This window comes from Mycobacterium sp., from assembly GCF_035697385.1.
Taxonomy (GTDB): Bacteria; Actinomycetota; Actinomycetes; order Mycobacteriales; family Mycobacteriaceae; genus Mycobacterium.
Map to the genome: position 1 here is coordinate 1 of NZ_DASSCY010000048.1, position 18,973 is coordinate 18,973.

The 18,973-nt window shown below is 65.2% G+C and carries 16 protein-coding genes; 4 read left to right on the plus strand and 12 right to left on the minus strand.

The window, feature by feature from the left end; genetic code table 11:
- The 7 genes from VFH65_RS04325 to VFH65_RS04355 form a co-directional block, all read right to left on the minus strand.
- On the minus strand, window positions 1-780 hold a 780-nt coding region (locus VFH65_RS04325), incomplete at its 3' end, for a DUF881 domain-containing protein (RefSeq protein ID WP_353319903.1).
- 2 nt (window positions 781-782) lie between these two features.
- A complete protein-coding gene (locus VFH65_RS04330) occupies window positions 783-1,115 on the minus strand; it encodes a small basic family protein (RefSeq protein WP_353319904.1) in 333 nt (110 codons plus the stop codon).
- The gene (locus VFH65_RS04335; protein ID WP_353319905.1) at window positions 1,115-2,014 is read right to left on the minus strand and encodes a DUF881 domain-containing protein; all 900 of its coding nucleotides are present in this window, start codon (window positions 2,012-2,014) and stop codon (window positions 1,115-1,117) included. Before VFH65_RS04335 ends, VFH65_RS04330 begins: the two co-directional genes overlap by 1 nt.
- A complete protein-coding gene (locus VFH65_RS04340) occupies window positions 2,011-2,643 on the minus strand; it encodes a CDP-alcohol phosphatidyltransferase family protein (RefSeq protein ID WP_353319906.1) in 633 nt (210 codons plus the stop codon). Before VFH65_RS04340 ends, VFH65_RS04335 begins: the two co-directional genes overlap by 4 nt.
- Window positions 2,644-2,652: 9 nt before the next feature.
- Window positions 2,653-4,974 (minus strand): accessory Sec system translocase SecA2, encoded by a 2,322-nt coding sequence (secA2, locus tag VFH65_RS04345; protein ID WP_353319907.1) that lies wholly within the window; start codon window positions 4,972-4,974, stop codon window positions 2,653-2,655.
- A gap of 43 nt (window positions 4,975-5,017) precedes the next feature.
- Entirely contained in the window at window positions 5,018-5,851 is an 834-nt protein-coding gene (locus VFH65_RS04350; RefSeq protein WP_353319908.1) for a GNAT family N-acetyltransferase, read from the minus strand.
- Window positions 5,852-5,980: 129 nt separating this feature from the next.
- A complete protein-coding gene (locus tag VFH65_RS04355) occupies window positions 5,981-7,618 on the minus strand; it encodes an acetolactate synthase (RefSeq protein ID WP_353319909.1) in 1,638 nt (545 codons plus the stop codon).
- A 21-nt stretch (window positions 7,619-7,639) separates the two neighbouring features.
- Here VFH65_RS04355 and VFH65_RS04360 point away from each other — a divergent pair, with 21 nt between their 5' ends.
- The 4 genes from VFH65_RS04360 (at window position 7,640) to VFH65_RS04375 (ending at window position 15,108) form a co-directional block, all read left to right on the plus strand.
- Entirely contained in the window at window positions 7,640-9,265 is a 1,626-nt protein-coding gene (locus tag VFH65_RS04360) for an FAD-dependent monooxygenase (protein WP_353319910.1), read from the plus strand.
- Window positions 9,266-9,342: 77 nt separating this feature from the next.
- Complete coding sequence (locus VFH65_RS04365) at window positions 9,343-11,229, plus strand: ABC transporter ATP-binding protein/permease (RefSeq protein ID WP_353319911.1); 1,887 nt, start codon at window positions 9,343-9,345, stop codon at window positions 11,227-11,229.
- 45 nt (window positions 11,230-11,274) lie between these two features.
- Window positions 11,275-13,197 (plus strand): ABC transporter ATP-binding protein/permease, encoded by a 1,923-nt coding sequence (locus VFH65_RS04370; RefSeq protein ID WP_353319912.1) that lies wholly within the window; start codon window positions 11,275-11,277, stop codon window positions 13,195-13,197.
- 24 nt (window positions 13,198-13,221) lie between these two features.
- Window positions 13,222-15,108, plus strand: coding sequence for an ABC transporter ATP-binding protein/permease (locus VFH65_RS04375; protein WP_353319913.1), 1,887 nt, complete (start codon window positions 13,222-13,224; stop codon window positions 15,106-15,108).
- A gap of 54 nt (window positions 15,109-15,162) precedes the next feature.
- On the opposite strand, the gene VFH65_RS04380 is transcribed toward VFH65_RS04375, so the two are convergent.
- The 5 genes from VFH65_RS04380 to VFH65_RS04400 form a co-directional block, all read right to left on the minus strand.
- Window positions 15,163-16,614 carry an FAD-binding protein gene (locus tag VFH65_RS04380; RefSeq protein WP_353319914.1) on the minus strand — a complete coding sequence of 484 codons (1,452 nt, stop codon included), beginning with the start codon at window positions 16,612-16,614 and terminating at the stop codon, window positions 15,163-15,165.
- Window positions 16,611-17,105, minus strand: coding sequence for a VOC family protein (locus tag VFH65_RS04385; protein WP_353319915.1), 495 nt, complete (start codon window positions 17,103-17,105; stop codon window positions 16,611-16,613). The genes VFH65_RS04380 and VFH65_RS04385 overlap by 4 nt, the downstream gene beginning before the upstream one ends.
- A 50-nt stretch (window positions 17,106-17,155) precedes the next feature.
- A complete protein-coding gene (locus VFH65_RS04390) occupies window positions 17,156-17,797 on the minus strand; it encodes an SRPBCC family protein (protein WP_353319916.1) in 642 nt (213 codons plus the stop codon).
- Window positions 17,790-18,137, minus strand: coding sequence for an ArsR/SmtB family transcription factor (locus tag VFH65_RS04395; protein ID WP_353319917.1), 348 nt, complete (start codon window positions 18,135-18,137; stop codon window positions 17,790-17,792). Before VFH65_RS04395 ends, VFH65_RS04390 begins: the two co-directional genes overlap by 8 nt.
- Before the next feature lie 68 nt (window positions 18,138-18,205).
- Complete coding sequence (locus tag VFH65_RS04400; protein WP_353319918.1) at window positions 18,206-18,886, minus strand: TetR/AcrR family transcriptional regulator; 681 nt, start codon at window positions 18,884-18,886, stop codon at window positions 18,206-18,208.
- Between the last annotated feature and the right edge of the window lie 87 nt (window positions 18,887-18,973).

The following is an 18,973-nucleotide window of genomic DNA, read 5'->3' on the forward strand; positions in this document are numbered from 1 at the left end:
CACCATGGTGCCGCCGACGCGCTCGACGCTGTCCATCGCACCGCCGGGGATGTTCATCGCCGCGGCCAGAGTCGGTGGATCGCCAATGGCGAGAACCGAATACGGCGGGTTCAGGGTGGCATTGTCGACGACTAGCGCACCGGGCGCCCCGACCACCCACGTGTCCACGCCGACCCGCACGGCGGCGGATCCCCCGCGGATCTCCATCGCCTCAGCCCCTGCGTTTCGGAGCTCGTTGATCACGTCGAGCATGGTTTCAGCAGGCACGCCGGGCGCGGTGTCTTCGATGGTGAGCGTCACACCTGGCCCCGTCGCTGGCACCGTGCCGATCAGTATCGACAGCGCGGCCAGCCGGGCCTGCGCGTTTTCGATGGCTGCCTGATCGCTGCTACCCGAGGCCTGCAGCTGTGCCAGCGTGCGCTGCAGATCGGTCACTTCGGTGTTGAGCGCGGCCTCGCGCTGTTGCAGTGAATCGAGCAGCACCAGCAGATCGGCCGGCCTGGCCGTCTCCAACGAGTCACCGGATTCGTTCTGCCGAACTTGTGTGACGATTGCGATACCCAGCAACACGCACAGCACCACCGCCAACGTCCCGAAGACGATTTGGGTCCGGCCGCGGCGCATCACACCCGCGACACCGTTGCCGTGCAACTCGCCGATCTCGGGTGCCGGCTCGTCCGGCGGCAACTCGTGGCGACCGTGGTGCTCCGGCTCCGCGGCGTGTTTCCCCGGGTCGCTGCGCTCCTGCCCTCCGGCGTGGTTGGGCTCGTGGTCACTCATGGCTATGCGCCGAACAGTCTGCGCCGCAAGGCGGCTGCGTTGCCGAAGATCCGAATACCGAGCACCACGATGATCGCGGTGGACAGCTGGGTGCCCACTCCGAGCTGATCGCCGACCCACACGATGAGGGCCGCGACCAACACGTTGAACACGAACGACACCACGAACACCTTCGAGTCGAAGATTCGTTCCAGATAGGCCCGCAGCCCGCCGAACACCGCGTCGAGCGCGGCCACGACCGCGATCGGCAGGTACGGCTGGACGAACTCGGGCACGTCGGGATGGAACACCAAACCCAGCACGATCCCGATGACAAGTGCGGCAATTCCGATCATCAAGGCCCAATCTGCTTGGCAAAGTTGACATCTCGAACCGAGCCTGCGGGCAATGTCAGACCGTCGCCGGCACTGACATTCACCCCAACGCCGTACGAGGTCTCCAACAGCCGAAGGCGCTGCAGGCCGGTACTGCGATCGAAGACGTCCTGCATTGCATGCGGCGGTCCGACCGCGAGAATGATGTACGGGCTGCTGATCGGTTGATTGTCGACCAGGATGCCGCCGCCCGCCTGCCGGATCGTGACGTTCGGTCCGATACGGACTCCGCCGACCGAGATCGCTTCGGCGCCACTGACCCACAGTGAATTGACCACCAGCTGCAGATCGCGGTCCAGGATCACCTGCTGGCTGCCCTCGATGCGCTGTTTCGACACATCGCTGAGGTCCTTGGACATCCCCGGATCGGTCACGGTGATGGTCAGTCCCGGCCCGATCACCGGTGTGGCGGCCGCCGCGAAATTCGCCACGTCGAGGTTGGCCAGCAGCTGCTGGCCCCGCTCATCGCCTTCAAGGCGGCTTCGCCGTTCGGCGTCCACCTGGGCGGCCAATGCATCGCGCCGGTCGGCGATTTCGTCGGTGGCGTCCTCCGCCGATCGCACGCTGCCTGAAAGCACCTGTTGGGTTTCTCGCACACCCGGGGCTGTCGAGCGTGCCTGCGCCACCGCGGCGGCGAACACCGCGGCGATCACCAGCGCGCCTGCGATCTGCCACGCCCAGGCCTGCCACCACGTTCGGCGACGGCCCGATGCCTTGGCCTCCGCCGCCGCGGCGTATCCGGGATCCAGATGATCGGTTAGCAGGGACCGCAGCAGCGACGGCAGTGGGATGAGCGTCGGCTTGTCGGCATCGTGGGCGTTGCGCCCGGCGTCGGGGTCGTAACCACCCAGCGTGCTCACCGGTGCGCCACCTTGGGCATCTGCCGCACCACCATCGTCACCTGGATCAGGTACAGCACGCCTGACCACAGGTACATCGCCAGTCCCCAGATCAGGAACGCCCAGCCGCAGGCCAGGATGACGCGGCTCCACAGCCCGTCGAACTGGCCGAGCAGTATCAAGGGCAGCCCGGACATCAGCGCGAAGGTCGCCGCCTTGCCGATGTAGGTCACCGGCAGCGCGGTCAGTCCCCTGCTGCGCAGCACCGGCAGCGTCGCGGCCAGTATCGCGTCGCGGCCGAGCAACGTGAGGACGATCCACCACGGCAGGGAACCGTGAAGGGCCATGGCCACCGGGATCGTCACCATGTAGATGCGGTCGACGGCCGGATCGAGCAGTTCCCCGAGCCGTGACGACTGATTGTCGACAAGCCGCGCGATCTTGCCGTCCGCCCAGTCGGAGAACCCGCTGAACATCAAGATTCCGACCGCCCACGCGTCGGCGTGGGCGACCAGCAGCAGATACAGAAAGACCGGAACCAGCGCCAAGCGCAGCACCGACAGTGCGTTGGGCACCGTCAGCACCCGATCGCGCACCCTTCCGGTCGACCCCCCGGTCGCTGCGCTCCTGCCCGCCGGCGCGCCGCTCATGCGCCTAACTTAGCGGAACACACCTGGCAGGCTCAGTGCCGACATCGTGTCGTCTGCCAGCGGGTTGTCGTGCACCATGTATGTCCACGTCGATGTCGGCCGGGCCAACTTGGACAGATCGACCCCCGGCTCGTCCTCGATCGATGGGGCGGTATCGAAGGTCTGCTGGGCCGCCTCGATCGCATCGGCCGCAAGCGAGGCGAACGCGTCGACGGCCATTCGGTGAAACTCGTCGAGCGGGTTCTGCCGGCCCAGCGCGCGCAGGTGAATGCTCTCCCGGATGTCGGCAAGGTAGGCCAGGTGATCGGCCCAACCGCGGTCGAGGTGATACAGCATGATCAGCCGGCAGATCTTCTCCAGCTTCTCCTCACCGATCTCGTCGGCCAGCTCCTCAAAGCGCTTCGGGGACAGCTCCTCGAGTTCTTCGCGGGCGGTCGCGGTGCTCAGCAGTTTGTCGCGCCGCTCCACCAGGATCGCCCGCTGTTGGGCGATCAGCTGGTTGTACCGCCAGGTGTTGGCATGCACGTCGAGTAGCCGGCCTTCGGCGATGCGCTGGGCGTGGTCGAGCAGGCTGGCCGCTTTGGGGCTGACGATCTTGCCGTCGCCGTCGGACTCCATCGGCAACTTGTTGGGTTCCAGATGCGACGCCACCAGGTCGTCTTCCCAGCTGGAGAAGAACACCGTCGAACCGGGGTCGCCTTGGCGTCCGGCGCGGCCACGCAGTTGGTTGTCCAGCCGCTCGGTGTGATGACGCCCAGTGCCGATGACGTGCAGCCCGCCGAGTTCGGCGACCGCATCGTGGTCGGCTTCGTCGGACCCGCCGAGCCGGATGTCGGTGCCGCGGCCGGCCATCTGCGTGGACACGGTGACCGAGTTCAGCGTGCCTGCTTCGGCGATGACGGCGGCTTCCTCGGCGTCGTTTTTCGCGTTGAGCACCACGGCCGGTACGCCGTGTTTGACGAGTCGTTCGTGGAGCTCCTCGGACTCAGCGACGTCGCGGGTACCCACCAGCACCGGCTGGCCGGTCGCGTGCACTTCGGCGATGTGCTCGACGATCGCGTCGTTCTTGGCGGCCGCGGTGATGTACACCCGATCGGCCTCGTCCTCGCGAATGTTGGGAGTATTTGGCGGAATTGGCGACACGCCGAGCTTGTAGAACTGGCGAAGCTGCTCGCCTGCGGCCAGCGCGGTGCCGGTCATGCCGCACACTGTCGGGTACCGATTGATCAGCGCCTGCACCGTGATGGTGTCGAGGACCTCGCCGGTCTCGGTGGTCTCGATGCCCTCCTTGGCCTCGACGGCGGCCTGAAGCCCGTCGGGCCAGCGCTGCAGCTGAGCGATGCGACCACGGGAGGCGTTGATGAGGTGAACGGCGTCGTCGCGGACGATGTAGTGCACGTCGCGCTGCAGCAGCACGTGCGCGTGCAACGCGACGTTGACCTCCGTCAAGATGGTGCCGACGTGCTCTTCGGAGTACAGGTCGATGCCGAGTTTGGCCTCGAGCTTTTGAGCGCCCGTCTCAGTGAGGTGCACGTTGCGGCTGTCGGCGTCGGTGTCGTAGTCCTTGCCGGCGACGAGTTCGCCTACCAGCCGGATGATTTCGACCTTCGGTGTCTCGCGGTGACTGGTGCCTGCCAACACCAGCGGCACCAACGCCTCGTCGACGAGCACCGAATCGGCCTCGTCGATGAGCGCCACGTCCGGGTTCGGCGACACCAGGTCCTCGACGTCGGTGACCAGTTGGTCGCGCAGCACATCGAAGCCGATCTCGTTGACCGAGGCATAGGTGATGTTGCACTTGTAGGCCTTGCGGCGCTCCTCGGCCGTGGAATCGGCGGTGATCCAGCCGACGGTCAGCCCGAGCGCCTCGATGAGCGGACCCATCCATTCGGCGTCGCGACGAGCCAGATAGTCGTTGATGGTGATGACGTGCACGTTGCGGCCGCCGATGGCATAGCCTGCGGCGGCGATGGCGCCCGACAGCGTCTTGCCTTCACCGGTGGCCATCTCGACGACGTCGCCGGCCAGCATCCGCAGCGCGCCCTGCAGCTGAACGTCGAATGGCCGCAGTTCGGTGGTGCGCTCGGAGGCTTCGCGCGCGATGGCCAGGAACTGCGGGATGTCGTCCGACTCGGCAAGGTCCTTCAGATTCAGCAGCTTGGCGGCTTTGCGCAGCTGCTCGTCGTCGAGGTCTGCGGCCTTGTCGTCGAACTCCGCCGCGTCGCGCACCTGCGCCAACGAGCGGGCCTGGTCCTTTTCGGTGCTCGCGCCGAGCATCTTCCAGAACCTGTTGCCGACACGACCTGAGGTGCGGGTTTTCGTCTTCGCCACACAATTACGGTACGCGGCCGCCCAACTCCCGCGAGTGTGCGTGTCACTCGACGGTGACGAAGTCGATGCGCACCGAATCGCCGACAGCTTCGAAGCCGATCCTCTGGTAGATGGCGTTGGACGTCGGATTGGCCAGATCGGCGAACAGGACGACGTCGGTGACGCCACGACGCAGGGCCAAGGCTGCGGCGGCAGCGGTCACGGCGGATCCGTAGCCGTGTCCCCGGTGAGTCGACGGCGTGAAGACCGGCCCGATTCGCGACACGCCGGCCGCGGGCGCCCGCAGCATCGCCATGCTGACGGGCGTGGCGTCGACGGACCAGAGGATGAACTGATCACCCTTGTCGGCGGCTGCGTCGATGAAACGTTCGCCCGCGGCGTCGTTCCGCTGATGGCTGAAGGTTTCGACGAAGAAGCGCTCGACCCAGTCCACCAATAGTCTGCGATCGCCGTCATGGGCCGTGCGCGCAAGACCGGCAACGCCCGATGGCGGGCGGAGTGTCCCCAACCGGTAGAGCCGCTCCCCAACCGACACGTGGCCAGTCCGTCCGGTGACCGCGCCCCAGGCATCGGAGAACGCGACGGTCGCGTCGCGCGCGCCACGCGCGCCGGTCAACTCGGGACGCACTCGGGCGACCGCCTCCGCGACGGCGTCAACGCAATCGGCGGGGATTGCGTTGCACGCCAACGGGTATGGCGGCGTCTGCATCGCCGCTCCGATGGGAATCCCAGCGTTCCACACCGTCAGCAACGTGCTGTCCGGCGGCGCGTTGAGCAGCGCGGTCAGTTCGATGGTGTGCGTGACCGGGTCGCGGCGATAGATCGGCTCCGCAATCGCGCGGAACTCGTCGACGGACCCGTGGAATCGCACCTCCATGTTTACAGCATGGGTGCCAATGCCAAACGGGTCCAGTGAATTTCGTCGCGCTCGCGGAGGGCGAGCGACCGCTCTTGTACGGATTTGCACGGCGTGTCGCGTGCAAACACGGTCGCTCGCGGGAAAGAACTAGGCGAGGTTGGAGCGGCGGGGATACGCCACCGCAGGGTCGGTCAAGGTGTTCACCACCGCGGGCATGCCTGCAGAGAATGCACGCTCCAGCGCGGGACGTAGCTCGGCAGGCGCCGACACCAGCTCGCCGTGCCCGCCGAGTGCAGTGACCACCTCGTCGTAACGAGTGCCCGGTCGCAGCTCGGCCACCACCGAATAGCCGTACAACATCTCCATGGGATGCTTTTCCAGAGCCCAGATTCCGTTGTTGCCGATCACCGATACGACGTGAACTCCGTGACGCACCAACGTATCCCACTCCATGCCGGAGAAGCCGAACGCGCCGTCGCCCTGCAGCAGCACGACCTGCCGGTCGGGTCGAGCCAGCTTGGCGGCCAGCGCATAACCGGGCCCCGAGCCAAGGCAGCCGAACGGTCCGCTGTCCAGCCACGCCCCTGGTACGTAGCTGTCGATGACCCGGCCGGCGTAGGAGCCGAAGTCACCGGCGTCGACGACGACGATCGCGTCGCGGTCCAGCAGCGCGCTCAGCTCGGAGTACACCCGCATCGGGTGCAACGGTGCGCGATCGTCGGCGAGTTCGGTCTGCTCGCCTGCCCGTGCTGCTGTCTCGACCGCCCGCAACTCACTGATCCAGGATTCGTGGTCGGTCGCTCCCGCGCCCGCCAGCGCGGACAGGATCGTCGTCAGGTCCCCATACAGCCCGGCCGCTACCTCGCGGGGAGGTGACCGGTCGGGTTGGACGCGGTCGGCGACGATGAGTTTGGTCTCGGCGCCGAATACCGCGCCGAAGCCGAGCCGGAAGTCCATCGGCACGCCGATCACGATCGCAACGTCGGCTTCCCCCAACGCTTTTGAGCGTGCCCGCGAAAACGCGAGCTCGTTGTCGGCTGGCACGGTGCCTCGGGCCATCCCGTTCATGAGCACCGGGATGCGTAGCGCCTCGGCCATGTCGAGAAGCGCGGTTTCGGCGTGTCCCCACCAGACGTTGGTGCCGGCCATGATCACCGGCCGCTGCGCCTGCGACAGCAGCCGTGTCGCGGTGTCCAACGCCTCACCGTCCGGCTGTACCGTGACAGGCTTTTCGGTGAGAGCGCCCGGCCGGCCCGCGTCGTGCGCCTCGCTGAAGACGTGATCCATCGGGAAGTCGACGAACGACACCCCCGACGGCGCCCCAACCGCGGCCTTCAGTGCGTCGTCGATCAATTGGCCGACCTCGTCCGGCGACTGCGCGGTCGCAGCGAACCGGGTCAGCGGCGCAACGAAGGGCACATGGTCGATCTCCTGAAGCGATCCCTGACCCCACCGCAGCGCGGGCGCACGGCCGCCGAGCACCACCAGCGGCGACTGGTTCTGCTGCGCTGCGGCCATTGCGCTCATCCCGTTGGTGACGCCGGGTCCCGCGGTGAGCGCGGCAACGCCGGGCACCCGGGTCACCTTCGACCAGCCCTCTGCGGCGAAGGCGGCTGTCTGCTCGTGGCGGGTGTCGATGAGCCGGATGTTCTCGGCGCGGCACCCGTCGTAGATGGAGAAGAGGTGCCCGCCGGACAGAGTGAAGATCGTGTCGATGCCGCTGGCCCGCAATCGTCGGGCAATCAGATGTCCCGCGTTGACGGTGACTGTAGCGTCGATGCTCATGGCCGCAGCATAATCACGGCCGTGGCCGACTCCTCAGAAACGCAAGTCCTCATCGCGGGCGCTGGACCGATCGGCTTGACCGCCGCCATCGAATTGTCCCGCCGTGGTATCGACTGCCGGATTGTCGACCCGTTGCTCGAGGCGCCGCAGTATGCGAAAGCCGTTGGCGTGCAACCTCGAACGCTCGAGGTATTCGAGGGCATGGGAGTGTTGCGGCGCGTGCTGGACGCGGCCATCCAGATGCGCGGTCAGATCGTCTACGTCAACGGCGAGCAGACCGCGCAGCTGGAGACGACGCTGCCCGCCGACATCCCGTTCGGTTTCGTCGCGATCCCGCAGTACGCAACCGAACGGATCCTGCGCGAAGAACTGGCCAACAACGGCGTGCACGTCGAGCGTGTACAACGACTCACCGGGTTCGACCAAGATGCCGACGGAGTGACGGCCACGCTTGCCGGTGACCGCGGCGAGCACACCGTGCGGGCGCGCTATCTCATCGGGGCCGACGGCGCGCACAGCGTCGTGCGCAAGACGTTGGGCCTGACGTTCGAAGGCGCGGCGTTCGAGGAGCAGTACATGCTCGGCGACGTCGAGGTGGACTGGTCGATGCCGCGGGGCTGGGGCATCCGCGCCATGCACCAGACGGACGGTAAGACCGACGACCTGCTGGTCTGCATCCCCCTACCCCCGTTTGATGCTCTTCACGCAAGCGCTCATCGCCGCCACCCCCGGTACCGCATGTCCATGCTCGTGCCAGAGGAATTGGCCGCCGCACCGACGACAGGCGTCGTTCACGGGTTCGAGGGCGCCCGCAAGCCCGAGCTTCATCACATCCAGGCCGTGCTCGACCGGTTGTCGCCCGAGCCCACGACCGCACGCAACCTGCGATGGTCGTCGGTGTTCCGGATCAGCCATCGCATCGTCGACGCATATGGCCGCGGCAGAGTATTCGTCGCAGGCGACGCCGCGCACATCCATCCGCCGACCGGCGCCCAGGGCATGAACACCGGCATCCAGGACGCGCACAACCTTGCGTGGAAGCTGGCGCTCGCGGTCTCCGGCCACGCCGCGCTCGGCCTGCTGGACAGCTATGACGCGGAACGGCGTCCCGTCGGTGAGGAAGTCGTCGGCCGCACGGTGCGCAGTGCGCGGGAGGGCATCGGCGCCGACTCGGCCGACGCCGACTACGTCATTCGTCGCGAGGCCCAACTGCTGATCAACTACGCCGACAGTCCCATCGTCACCGGCGCGGGCGGACGGGCACCTGATGCGACGGGCCTGACCCGCGACGCGGTCGCCGGGCCGCTGCGGCTGTTCTCGCTGCTCGGCGGGCGTGAGCACACCGCGCTGCTGTACGCCGGTGACAGTTCGGGACCCGCCGACGTCGAGCTCTTCGAGAAGGCCGCCGACGCCGCGGTCACCGCAGCGCACGGCCACCTGAATGTCTACGTGATCGCCGCGCTCGGCGCCGACGTCGCGGACACGGTGCTGCCGTTGGTGCGCGACAGCGATGGCGAATTCGCCCGTGCCTACGCCGTCTCCGAGTCGTCGGCTTACGTCGTTCGCCCCGACGGCTATGTCGGCTTTGCGTCGGCCGGTGTCGACGTGAATGGCTTGGTGACCCACCTCAAGAGGACCTTCGCCTAGGCGCGTCGGCCACAACAGCGGCGGTGCTGCGGTAGCTTCGCCGCAGGTTGGCTCGCACCCCAGGGAGGTGTCGCCGGATGAACACCGTGACTTTCAGGCCGACGATCGACTGGAGCCACGAATTCGTCAATTCCATCCGGTGGGTGCTGGAAACGTTCGCGATCGCCGCGCCGTGCCTCCTAGTGGTCCTCGTCGTCATCGGCCGGACCACCGAATGGGGACGCCAGTTCTGGCGCATCACCGGCGACTACTTCAGGGGCAGGGAAGCCCTGCCGGTATGGGTGATGTTCGCGTTGCTGCTGCTGTCGACGGTGATCTCGGTGCGGCTCAGCGTGCTCATCAGTTACCAGATCAACGACTTGTTCTCCGCTCTGCAGGTCTCGTTCCAGGGCGAGGAAGCCGGAGTGCACGGTTTCTGGTCGACGATGATCGTGTTCGCCGTCCTTGCTACGTCCTCGGTCGTGCGGTGGCTTCTCGACTTGTACTTGGTGCAGCGGTTCATCATGCGGTGGCGAATCTGGTTGAGCCGTCGGTTCATCGATGACTGGCTCGATGACTTCGCATACTTTCGTCGCCAGTTCTCGCGCCGCCCGATCGACAACCCTGACCAACGCATCCAGCATGACATCGACATCTTCACCGCGGGCTTCGGCGGCGAGCCGAACAACCCGTCGAAGGATTCGTCTCACATGTTGCTGTTCGGCGCGGTCGAGGCGCTGCTGTTGGTATTCGCCTTCGGCGCGATTCTCTGGCGGCTCTCCGGGCCTCTGACGTTGCTTGGCGTCACGGTGCCCAAGGCGCTGTTTTGGATTGTCGTCGTCTACGTGCTCGCTACGACCGTCATCGCGTTCATCATCGGCAGGCCCCTGATCCGGTTGAGCTTCGTCAACGAGCTTCGCAATGCGGGCTTCCGCTACGCGCTGGTGCGGGTGCGAGACGCCAGCGCCGCCATCGGCCTGTACCGGGGTGAGAACGCCGAACGGCGAATTCTCAAGGGCCGGCTCGCCGAGGTCATGACCAACTACCGACACTGGCTGAACCGCATGGTGGTGTTCGCGGGCTGGAACGTGTCGGTCAGCCAGGTCATCAACCCGCTGCCCTATATCGTCCAGGCGCCGCGGCTGTTCTCCCGGCAGATTTCGTTCGGCGACGTCATGCAGTCGGCGACCGCGTTCGGCATGATCCACGATTCACTGTCGTTCTTCCGCAACGCGTACGACGAGTTTGCGGGCTATCGGGCGGCGGTGATCCGCCTTGACGGGTTGCGGCAGGAGAACTCGCGGGCGCGTGCCTTCACGCAGGTGAAGACGGCGACATCGGAGGACGGCGCGCTGGAGGTCGATGGGGTCGAAGTACGCACGCCCGACGGCGAATACCTCGTCAATACCCTCGACTTTCGCCTCGAATCAGGTGAGTCGCTGTTGATCAGCGGCCCCTCTGGGATCGGCAAAACCGTTCTGTTGCAGAGCCTGGCGGGGCTGTGGCCGTTCGCTTCCGGCAGCGTGCGGCTACCGTCCGACCGGCACCAGACGATGTTCGTGCCTCAGCTGCCGTACCTGCCCCTCGGCGACCTCGGCTCCGTGGTCGCCTATCCCCAAGAACAGGGCGCCGTCGCCGATCGGGAGATTCAACAGGCGCTGATCAAAGTCGCCCTCTCACAGTTGGCTATCCGGCTCAACGACGTCCGCGACTGGGCGCACAGCCTGTCGGTCGGCGAGCAGCAGAGGATCGCGTTCGCCCGGATCTTGTTGAGCAAGCCGTCTGCGGTGTTCCTCGACGAGTCGACCTCGGCGATGGACGAGGGGCTCGAGCTGATGCTCTACGAGTTGATCCGAGCCGAGCTGCCGAAGACCATTTTGGTCAGCGTGAGTCACCGCGCCACCGTCGAACAGTTTCACAGCCGTCACCTCGAATTGGTCGGCGGCGGCGAATGGCGGCTTGACCGACTCACCACCAGGAGTTGAGCCCTCAGCAGAGCTGGCCTCAGCTTGTCGCGGTAGGTTGCCCGCATGGAAAAGTTCACCCCCACGCTCGACTGGGGAAATGAGCTCTGGGTATCGCTGATCTGGATCGCAAAAGGCTGGGTTTACGCAGCGATTGCGACGTTGATCGTCCTCATCGCGATCGCCCGCCTGACCACATGGGGCAAGCAGTTCTGGCGGATCACCGGCGCCTACTTCACAGGTGCCGAAAGCGTGAAGGTGTGGCTGTGGCTGGGCGGGATCCTGCTACTGGTGATCGCAGGTGTGCGGATCGATGTGCTGCTCAGCTACTACAGCAGCGATATTTCGACCGCCTTCCAAGCCGTCGCAGGCGGGCTGCAAACCGGCAATCAAGAACTGAAGGAGTCGGGCAAGGACGGCTTCTATCACTCGCTGGTCGTCTTCGCGATCCTCGCCACACTGTTCATCGCCCAGCTGCTGTTGGACATGTTTGTGGTACAGCGATTCTGCCTGGCGTGGCGGGCGTGGCTGACCGACCACCTTATGGGGGACTGGCTCGACGGCAAGGCGTACTACCGTGCCCGCTTCATCGACGACACGATCGACAATCCGGATCAGCGGATCCAGGGCGACATCGATATCGTCACCGCGAACAACGGACCGCTGCCCAACGTTCCCTACTACAGTTCGCAGAACACGCTGCTGTTCGGCGCGGTCAGCGCGGTAGCGTCGATAGTGTCATTCACCGCCATCCTCTGGAACCTGTCGGGTCCCATGACGCTTCCGCTCATCGGATACGAACTTCCCCGCGCGATGTTCTGGATCGGCATCATCTTCGTGGTTTTCGCGTCCGTAATCGCGTTCTGGATCGGCAGGCCGATCATCTGGCTGTCGTTCAACAACGAGAAGTTCAACGCCGCGTTCCGCTACGCACTGGTCCGATTGCGCGACTCATCAGAAGCAGTCGCCTTCTATCGCGGTGAGGTCGCCGAGCGCACTGGGCTGCGTAAGCTTTTCGTGCCCGTCGTCGACAACTACAAGCGCTACGTCGCGAGGTCACTCGGATTCAACGGCTGGAACTGGTCGATGGGTCAGCTGATCGTGCCGCTGCCCTACCTGCTTCAGTTTCCGCGGTTCTACAGCGGCGAAATCCTGCTCGGAGTGATGTCGCAGTCCGCTTCAGCGTTCGGGAACATCCAGAGCGGGCTGTCGTGGTTCCGCAACGCCTACGACCTGTTCGCCGGCTACCGGGCCGCGATCATCCGGCTCGACGGCCTGGTGACCGCCAACGAAGAAGGCAGGGCGCTGCCGCAGATCACCACGACGCCGTGTGTCGACGGCACGGTCGAGCTCGACGAAATCGAGGTCCGGACGCCCGACGGTAAGCAACTGATCAATCCGCTCGACCTGCGCTTGGAGGTCGGCGACACGTTGGTCGTCACCGGCCCGTCGGGCAGTGGGAAGACGACGCTCTTGCGCAGCCTGGCTGAGTTGTGGCCGTTTACGACCGGCACCCTGACTCGGCCGTGCGGGCCCAACGAGACGATGTTCCTCTCCCAGCTGCCCTATGTGCCTCTTGGTGACCTGCGCGCCGTGGTGAGCTATCCAAGTGAGGAAGGCACCATCGACGACGAGACGTTGAAACGCATGCTCGAGAAGGTGGCTCTGCCGCATCTGGTCCCGCGCCTCGATGAGGTGTTGGACTGGGCAAAGGTGCTCTCGCCCGGCGAGCAACAGCGAATCGCCTTCGCGCGGATCCTGTTGACCAAGCCCAAGGCTGTGTTCCTCGACGAGTCGACCTCGGCGCTCGACGAGGGCCTTGAGTTTCTCCTCTACAACCTTGTCCGCACGGAGTTACCGGACACCATCCTGGTCAGCGTCAGCCACCGCTCCACCGTCGAGCAGCATCACACCCACGAGCTCGAGTTGCTCGGCGATGGCGAATGGCGGCTCGGTCGAGTCCAAGGCGACGAGCCCGTCCCCGTGTAACGCTGACCCGGGTAGCTTCCGGGCATGGAAACCTTCACCCCGTCCCTTGACTGGGGCGGCGAGTTGGTCGCGTCTGTGCTGTGGGTGGCCAAAGCCTGGGTGATCGGCGCCGCGTGCACGCTTGCCGCGCTGGCGCTGATCGCTCGGTTCACGACGTGGGGCCGGCAGTATTGGCGGATCACCGGCGACTATTTCAAAGGGCGCCAAAGCATTCCGGTGTGGGCATGGCTGGGCGTGCTGCTGCTCTCGGTGATGCTCGACGTACGCCTCGCCGTCTTGTTCAGCTACCAGAGCAACGACCAGTTCTCGGCGCTGCAGGCCGCCTTCGAGGGCGATGGGGCCGCCAAAGAGTCGGCCATCGACAGCTTTTGGGGCGCGATGCTGATCCTCGCCGCCTTGATCGTCGTCGACATCGTCCGCACTGTGCTCGACCTGTACCTGATGCAGAGATTCATCATCCGGTGGCGGGTATGGCTGACCCATCGACTCACCGGCGACTGGCTCGACGGTGACGCCTACTACCGCGGACGCTTCATCGACCATCCGATCGACAATCCAGATCAACGCATCCAGCAAGACATCGACATCTTCACCACCGGTACCGGTCCGGAAACCAACACACCGACCGTCGGGACATCCCAGACGCTGGTGTTCGGCGCGGTCACGTCGATCGTCTCGGTCGTTTCGTTCACCCCGATTCTGTGGAATCTGGCCGGGCCGCTCACCCTCTTCGGCATCACCGTGCCGAAGGCGCTGTTCTGGCTGGCACTCGTGTACGTGTTCTTCACGACGGTCGTCGCGTTCTGGATAGGGCGCCCGCTGATCCGGCTGTCGTTTCGCAACGAGCTCACCAACGCCGCCTTCCGCTATGCGCTCGTGCGGCTGCGCGATGCGGGTGAGGCGGTCGGCCTCTATCGCGGCGAGCGGGCCGAACGTGGCGAGCTGACAACGAGATTCGCGGCCATCATCGCCAACTATCGCGCCTTCGTGCGACGGGGTGTGGCATTTCTCGCCTGGAACAGGTCAGTGCACCAGATCGTCGACCCGCTGCCGACGGTTGTCCAGGTACCCCGGTTGTTCGCAGGTGAGATTCAGCTCGGCGACATCACGCAATCGTCGAGCGCGTTCCTCTCGGTGCACGACTCGCTGTCGTTCTTCCGCGCGGTTTACGACGCTTTCGCGAGCTACCGGGCAGCCATCATCCGCCTCGACGGACTGATCACCGCCAACGAAAAGGCAAGGGACCTACCGTCGTTGACGGCCTTGCCGAGCACCGACGGTTCGGTGCAGCTCGCCGCTGTCGAGGTGCGCACCCCTGCGGGCGTCCGGCTGCTCGACCCGGTGGACATGCGGCTGGATCCGGGTGACTCGCTGGTGATCACCGGCAGCTCCGGCGCGGGGAAGACGACCCTGCTGCGCAGCCTGGCCCGGCTGTGGCCGTTCACCTCTGGCACGTTGCACAGTCCCGCCGACGACACCATGTTCCTGTCGCAGATACCCTACGTGCCCCTTGGCAATCTGCGATCAGTCGTCTCGTATCCCGGCGCGGCCGGCGACTTCGACGACGCCGCAATCCAAGTCGCATTGGACACCGTGGCGCTTGGACATCTCCAGACACGGCTCGACGAGGTGACCGACTGGGCGAAGATACTGTCACCCGGCGAACAGCAGCGGATCGCATTCGCGCGTGTGCTGCTGGCCAAACCCAAGGTGGTGTTCCTCGACGAGTCGACGTCGGCGCTCGACGAGGGGCAGGAGTACGCGCTGTACCGGTCGCTGCGTGCTCAGCTTCCCGACTGCATCGTGGTCAGCGTCAGTCATCGTGGCACCGTCGAGCAGCACCACGACCGGCGGCTGGAGCTACTCGGAGGCGGCGGGTGGCGGCTCACCACTACGGCCGAGCAGACGTAGATTCGCATCCTCACGCGCGAATTCATGCGATTCTGTGTCTGTTCGCGGGCAAAGTCAGCGCAGAGAAGCGGCGTGTTCGCCGGCGCGGCGGCCGAAGAACGACCCCTCACCGAGTTGCGTGCCGCTGGCATAGCCCTTGCCGTCCTGGGCGATGTTCGACGCGCAAGCGCCTGCCGCGTACAGCCCCGGCACGACGCTGCCGTCCTCGTGTAGCACCTGCCCGTCGATGGTAGTTGCCAGTCCACCCACCGTGAAGCCGGCGTACATCGCCTTGCCAAGAGACAGGTCGAACGCGCCCCACGGGCCTTTGTCCTGTGGCGCAAGGAATTCCGGCTGCTTGTGGAAGTCCGGGTCCTCGCCCTTGGCCGCGGACTCGTTGTACCTCGTCAGCGTGGCGACCAGGTTGCCTTCCGGAATGCCGAGGGCCGCTTCCATTTCCTCTACGGTCTCCCAACCGTCGATCAGCGGCACCAGCGGCACCTCGGGACGCTCCAAATGCGCCTCGTCGACGATCAGGAAGGCGGCGCTGTCGGGCTGGTCCATCACGAAACCCGATGTGCGCGAATGGTAGGAGTCTTCGGTAACAAATCGCTGGCCGAGCTTGTTGACGATGATCCCGGTCAGCAGTATCGACGGTGGGTACGCCGGTGCGGTGATGAAGATCTGGTCCATGTGCTTCGTCGCGCCACCAACCGACTCACCGAGCCGGATACCAAGTCCGTCGTCGTAGGTATTGCCCAGCACGAAAGGCTTCTCGGCGAGCTTCGGGGTGTACTCCGCGACCATGTCCGGGTTCATTACGAAGCCGCCAGCGGCGATCACCACCGCCTTGGCCCGAACCGCGCCGGTGTCGTTGAAGTTCTTCCAGGTGACGCCGACGACCGCATCGTCGTCCTGGATCAGCGCGGTTGCTCCTGTCTCATAACGGATCTGCACGCCGAGCTCGTCCGCACGTTTGAGCAACAGGTCGATCACCATGCCGGCTCCGCCGGTGTCGCCGGGCACGGGCACTTTGTGGCCGCGTGGCGCAGGCACGGCCTGGTTTTTGTACGGCCATACCTTTTCGTTGCCGGTGAACATCAAGCCTTCGGTGTTGGGCTGGATGACGGCCTTGCCGGGGAAATAGCTGCGCTCGAACTGAAAACCCAAGTCCTCCAACCAGTTGAAGTGCTCGACGCTGCCCTCGCAGTAGGCCCGGATCTTGTCGTGCTCGGGTTCGCGCGACACCGCGACCAGGTACTTGTACATCTCTTCTGGACTATCGGGGTGACCGGTGGCCTGCTGCACCGCGGTGCCGCCGCCGAGGTAGAAGTGGCCGCCGGCCATCGACGTGGTGCCGCCCGCGGCCGCGGCGCGTTCCAGCACCAGCACCCGTGCTCCGGCCGCGGCGGCGCTGACGGCCGCGCATCCACCTGCGATACCGAAGCCGATGACCACGACGTCGAACTCGTCGGACCAGGACGTCACGTCTGCGGCGTTGACGGTTTCGGGGATCTCAGTCGTCACTGTTGCTCCTGTTTCACGTAGTCGAAGAACGCCCGGATCTCATCAGGAATGTGCGCGATCTCGAGGTAAGGCACTCCGGCATGCTCGGCGGAGACGTACGCGAAGCGCATGCCACCCGGCATCACTCCCTGCTGCACGACGGCGGCGCCCTGCTTCTCGGCGTCGCCCAGCGCCGCCTCGAAGGCGTCGGCGTTTTCGGCCTCCACGCAGATGTGGTGCAGCCCCGCGCCGGCGCGTTCGAGGAATTCGGTGTAGATGCTCTCGCCCGACACGGGGGCAATGAGCTCCAGTTGCATGTCACCGGCATAGCTGAGGGAGATGTCGGCGACGAAGTCGGCGGGTTGCCCGCGCAACGTGCAGGTGTCGGGTCCGAAGTGGACACCCGGCATCCGGATCCACTTCCTGGCACCCAACAACGAGGTCAGGGCCTTTTCGGTGGCATCGAGGTCCGGCGTCACCCAGGCAATCTGGACAGGTGTCTGGTCATGCATCGCCTTGAGGATATCTCCGGCGTGCACCGCTGGCTAGAACGTGTTCTAGTTCATTCCTCACCGAGGTATGCCTTCACGCATCGATCGGCCATCTCCCGAGCCGTCGCGGGATCGACACCGAAGGCGACGTTCGCGGTGTACCACTCTTCGCCGGACAGGGACAGAAAGCGGCGACCGTCCTCGGTGGCCGTCCACTCTTGCCCGAACGACGGATCGATGGATTCTCCGGTACTCAGGTGAATGGCCAGTCCGAGCAACATGGAATCCCAGCCCATTCCGACGGCGCCTGGCCCGAACTGGCGCCAGATCTCGTCGTCCTGCACAGGCATGATGTGCTCGAGTAGCAATCGCGCCCGGTCTGGGCCGTCGCTGGTGACGCTGACGTCGATCCAGCTGACATTGCCCCCGTATTCCCAGGTGGCGGTGAAGTTCTTGGGCGGGTCGCACGTCAGGACGGTGCCACCGGAGTGGCCCTCCAGCTGATAGGAGCCGCCGACCTTCAGGTCACCGGAAATCGGTAGAAACCAACGAGGAATGCGCTCGCTTGTGGTGACGGCATCCCAGAGGTCTGCAGGGTCGGTGTCGTAGGTCTGACTGACGGTGACGACGTGCGCCTGCCCTGAATCGATCGTGCGGGTCCCGAGGTTCCGCTGAACCGCCTTGATCTGATGGTCCACATTGACGTCAATCATGTTGACTCCCTTGATTTCTGCGTTGTCGTTTGCCGCGCGCCACTTCTGTAGCCAGCGCATCCAGATGCGGTGTCCAGAACCGGCGGAAGGCGTCCAACCATTGGTCAACTTCGCGCAGAGGCTCACTGTTCACCGCGTAGAGCCTGCGTTGACCGTCCGGTCGAACTGTTGTAAAGCCATTGTCCCGCAGCACTTTTAGATGCTGCGACACCGCCGGTTGAGTGATCGCGAACTCGCCCTGGATCGTCGCGGCAATGGCACCGGCCGGCATCTCGCCGCCGGCGAGCAGCTCCAGAATGCGGCGCCGCACCGGATCCCCCAGAACGTCGAACGCGTGCACACTTTGAAGATATAGCCATCACTTATATAAGTCAAGGCTATATCTTCACGGATTTCGTGGCGACGAACTTATGCGGTGAGCGTCTCGATCAGCAACTGAACTTGAGTGTCGAACATCGCCGCCGGTTCGGTGAGCGTGTCGGCACCGTACTGCCCGAAAACTTCGAGGCTGATCGCACCGACCAGTCCAGCCCACAGCACAAAGCACTTGGCCACCGCGGAGTCGTCCCCGGGAAATTCGAACTCGGCCCGCAGCCGGTCGAAATCCGACGATAACGGTTGTGCTGCAGCAACATTGGGCTGGGGGATGTCGCCAGCGGCGATGCCGGCCGCGATCGCATCGAACAGCGCACCGACCACGCGGGTGCCGGGCCCGACGGTTCGCTCCCGCGGAGCGCGGTAGCCGGGCACCGGGCTGCCGTACAGCAACGCCCAGCTGGCCGGCTGGTCGACCGCCCACCGCCGGGCGGCGCGCGCTACCGCCAGAACGTCGTCGCGCCATGAGCCCTTCGCCGCATCGCGAGCGCGATCGACAGTGCCCGCCAGCTCCGTATAGGCGTCGACGAGCAGCAGTGTCAACAGCTCGTCGCGGCTTGCGACGTACCGATATACCGCCGAGGACACCATGCCGAGATCCCGTGCGATGGCCCGCAGCGACAATCCCGCGGCACCTTCGGTAACCAAATGCCGACGACCGAGCTCGATGATCTGGCCTTCGATCCGATCGCGGGTTTCCTGTCGCTTGCCCATGCGACCAGTGTGACACGAAACGAGATCACTGCTCTTGAATTTCCGGCTACGGCGTGCCACCATGAAGAGAGAGCACCGCTCTCACTC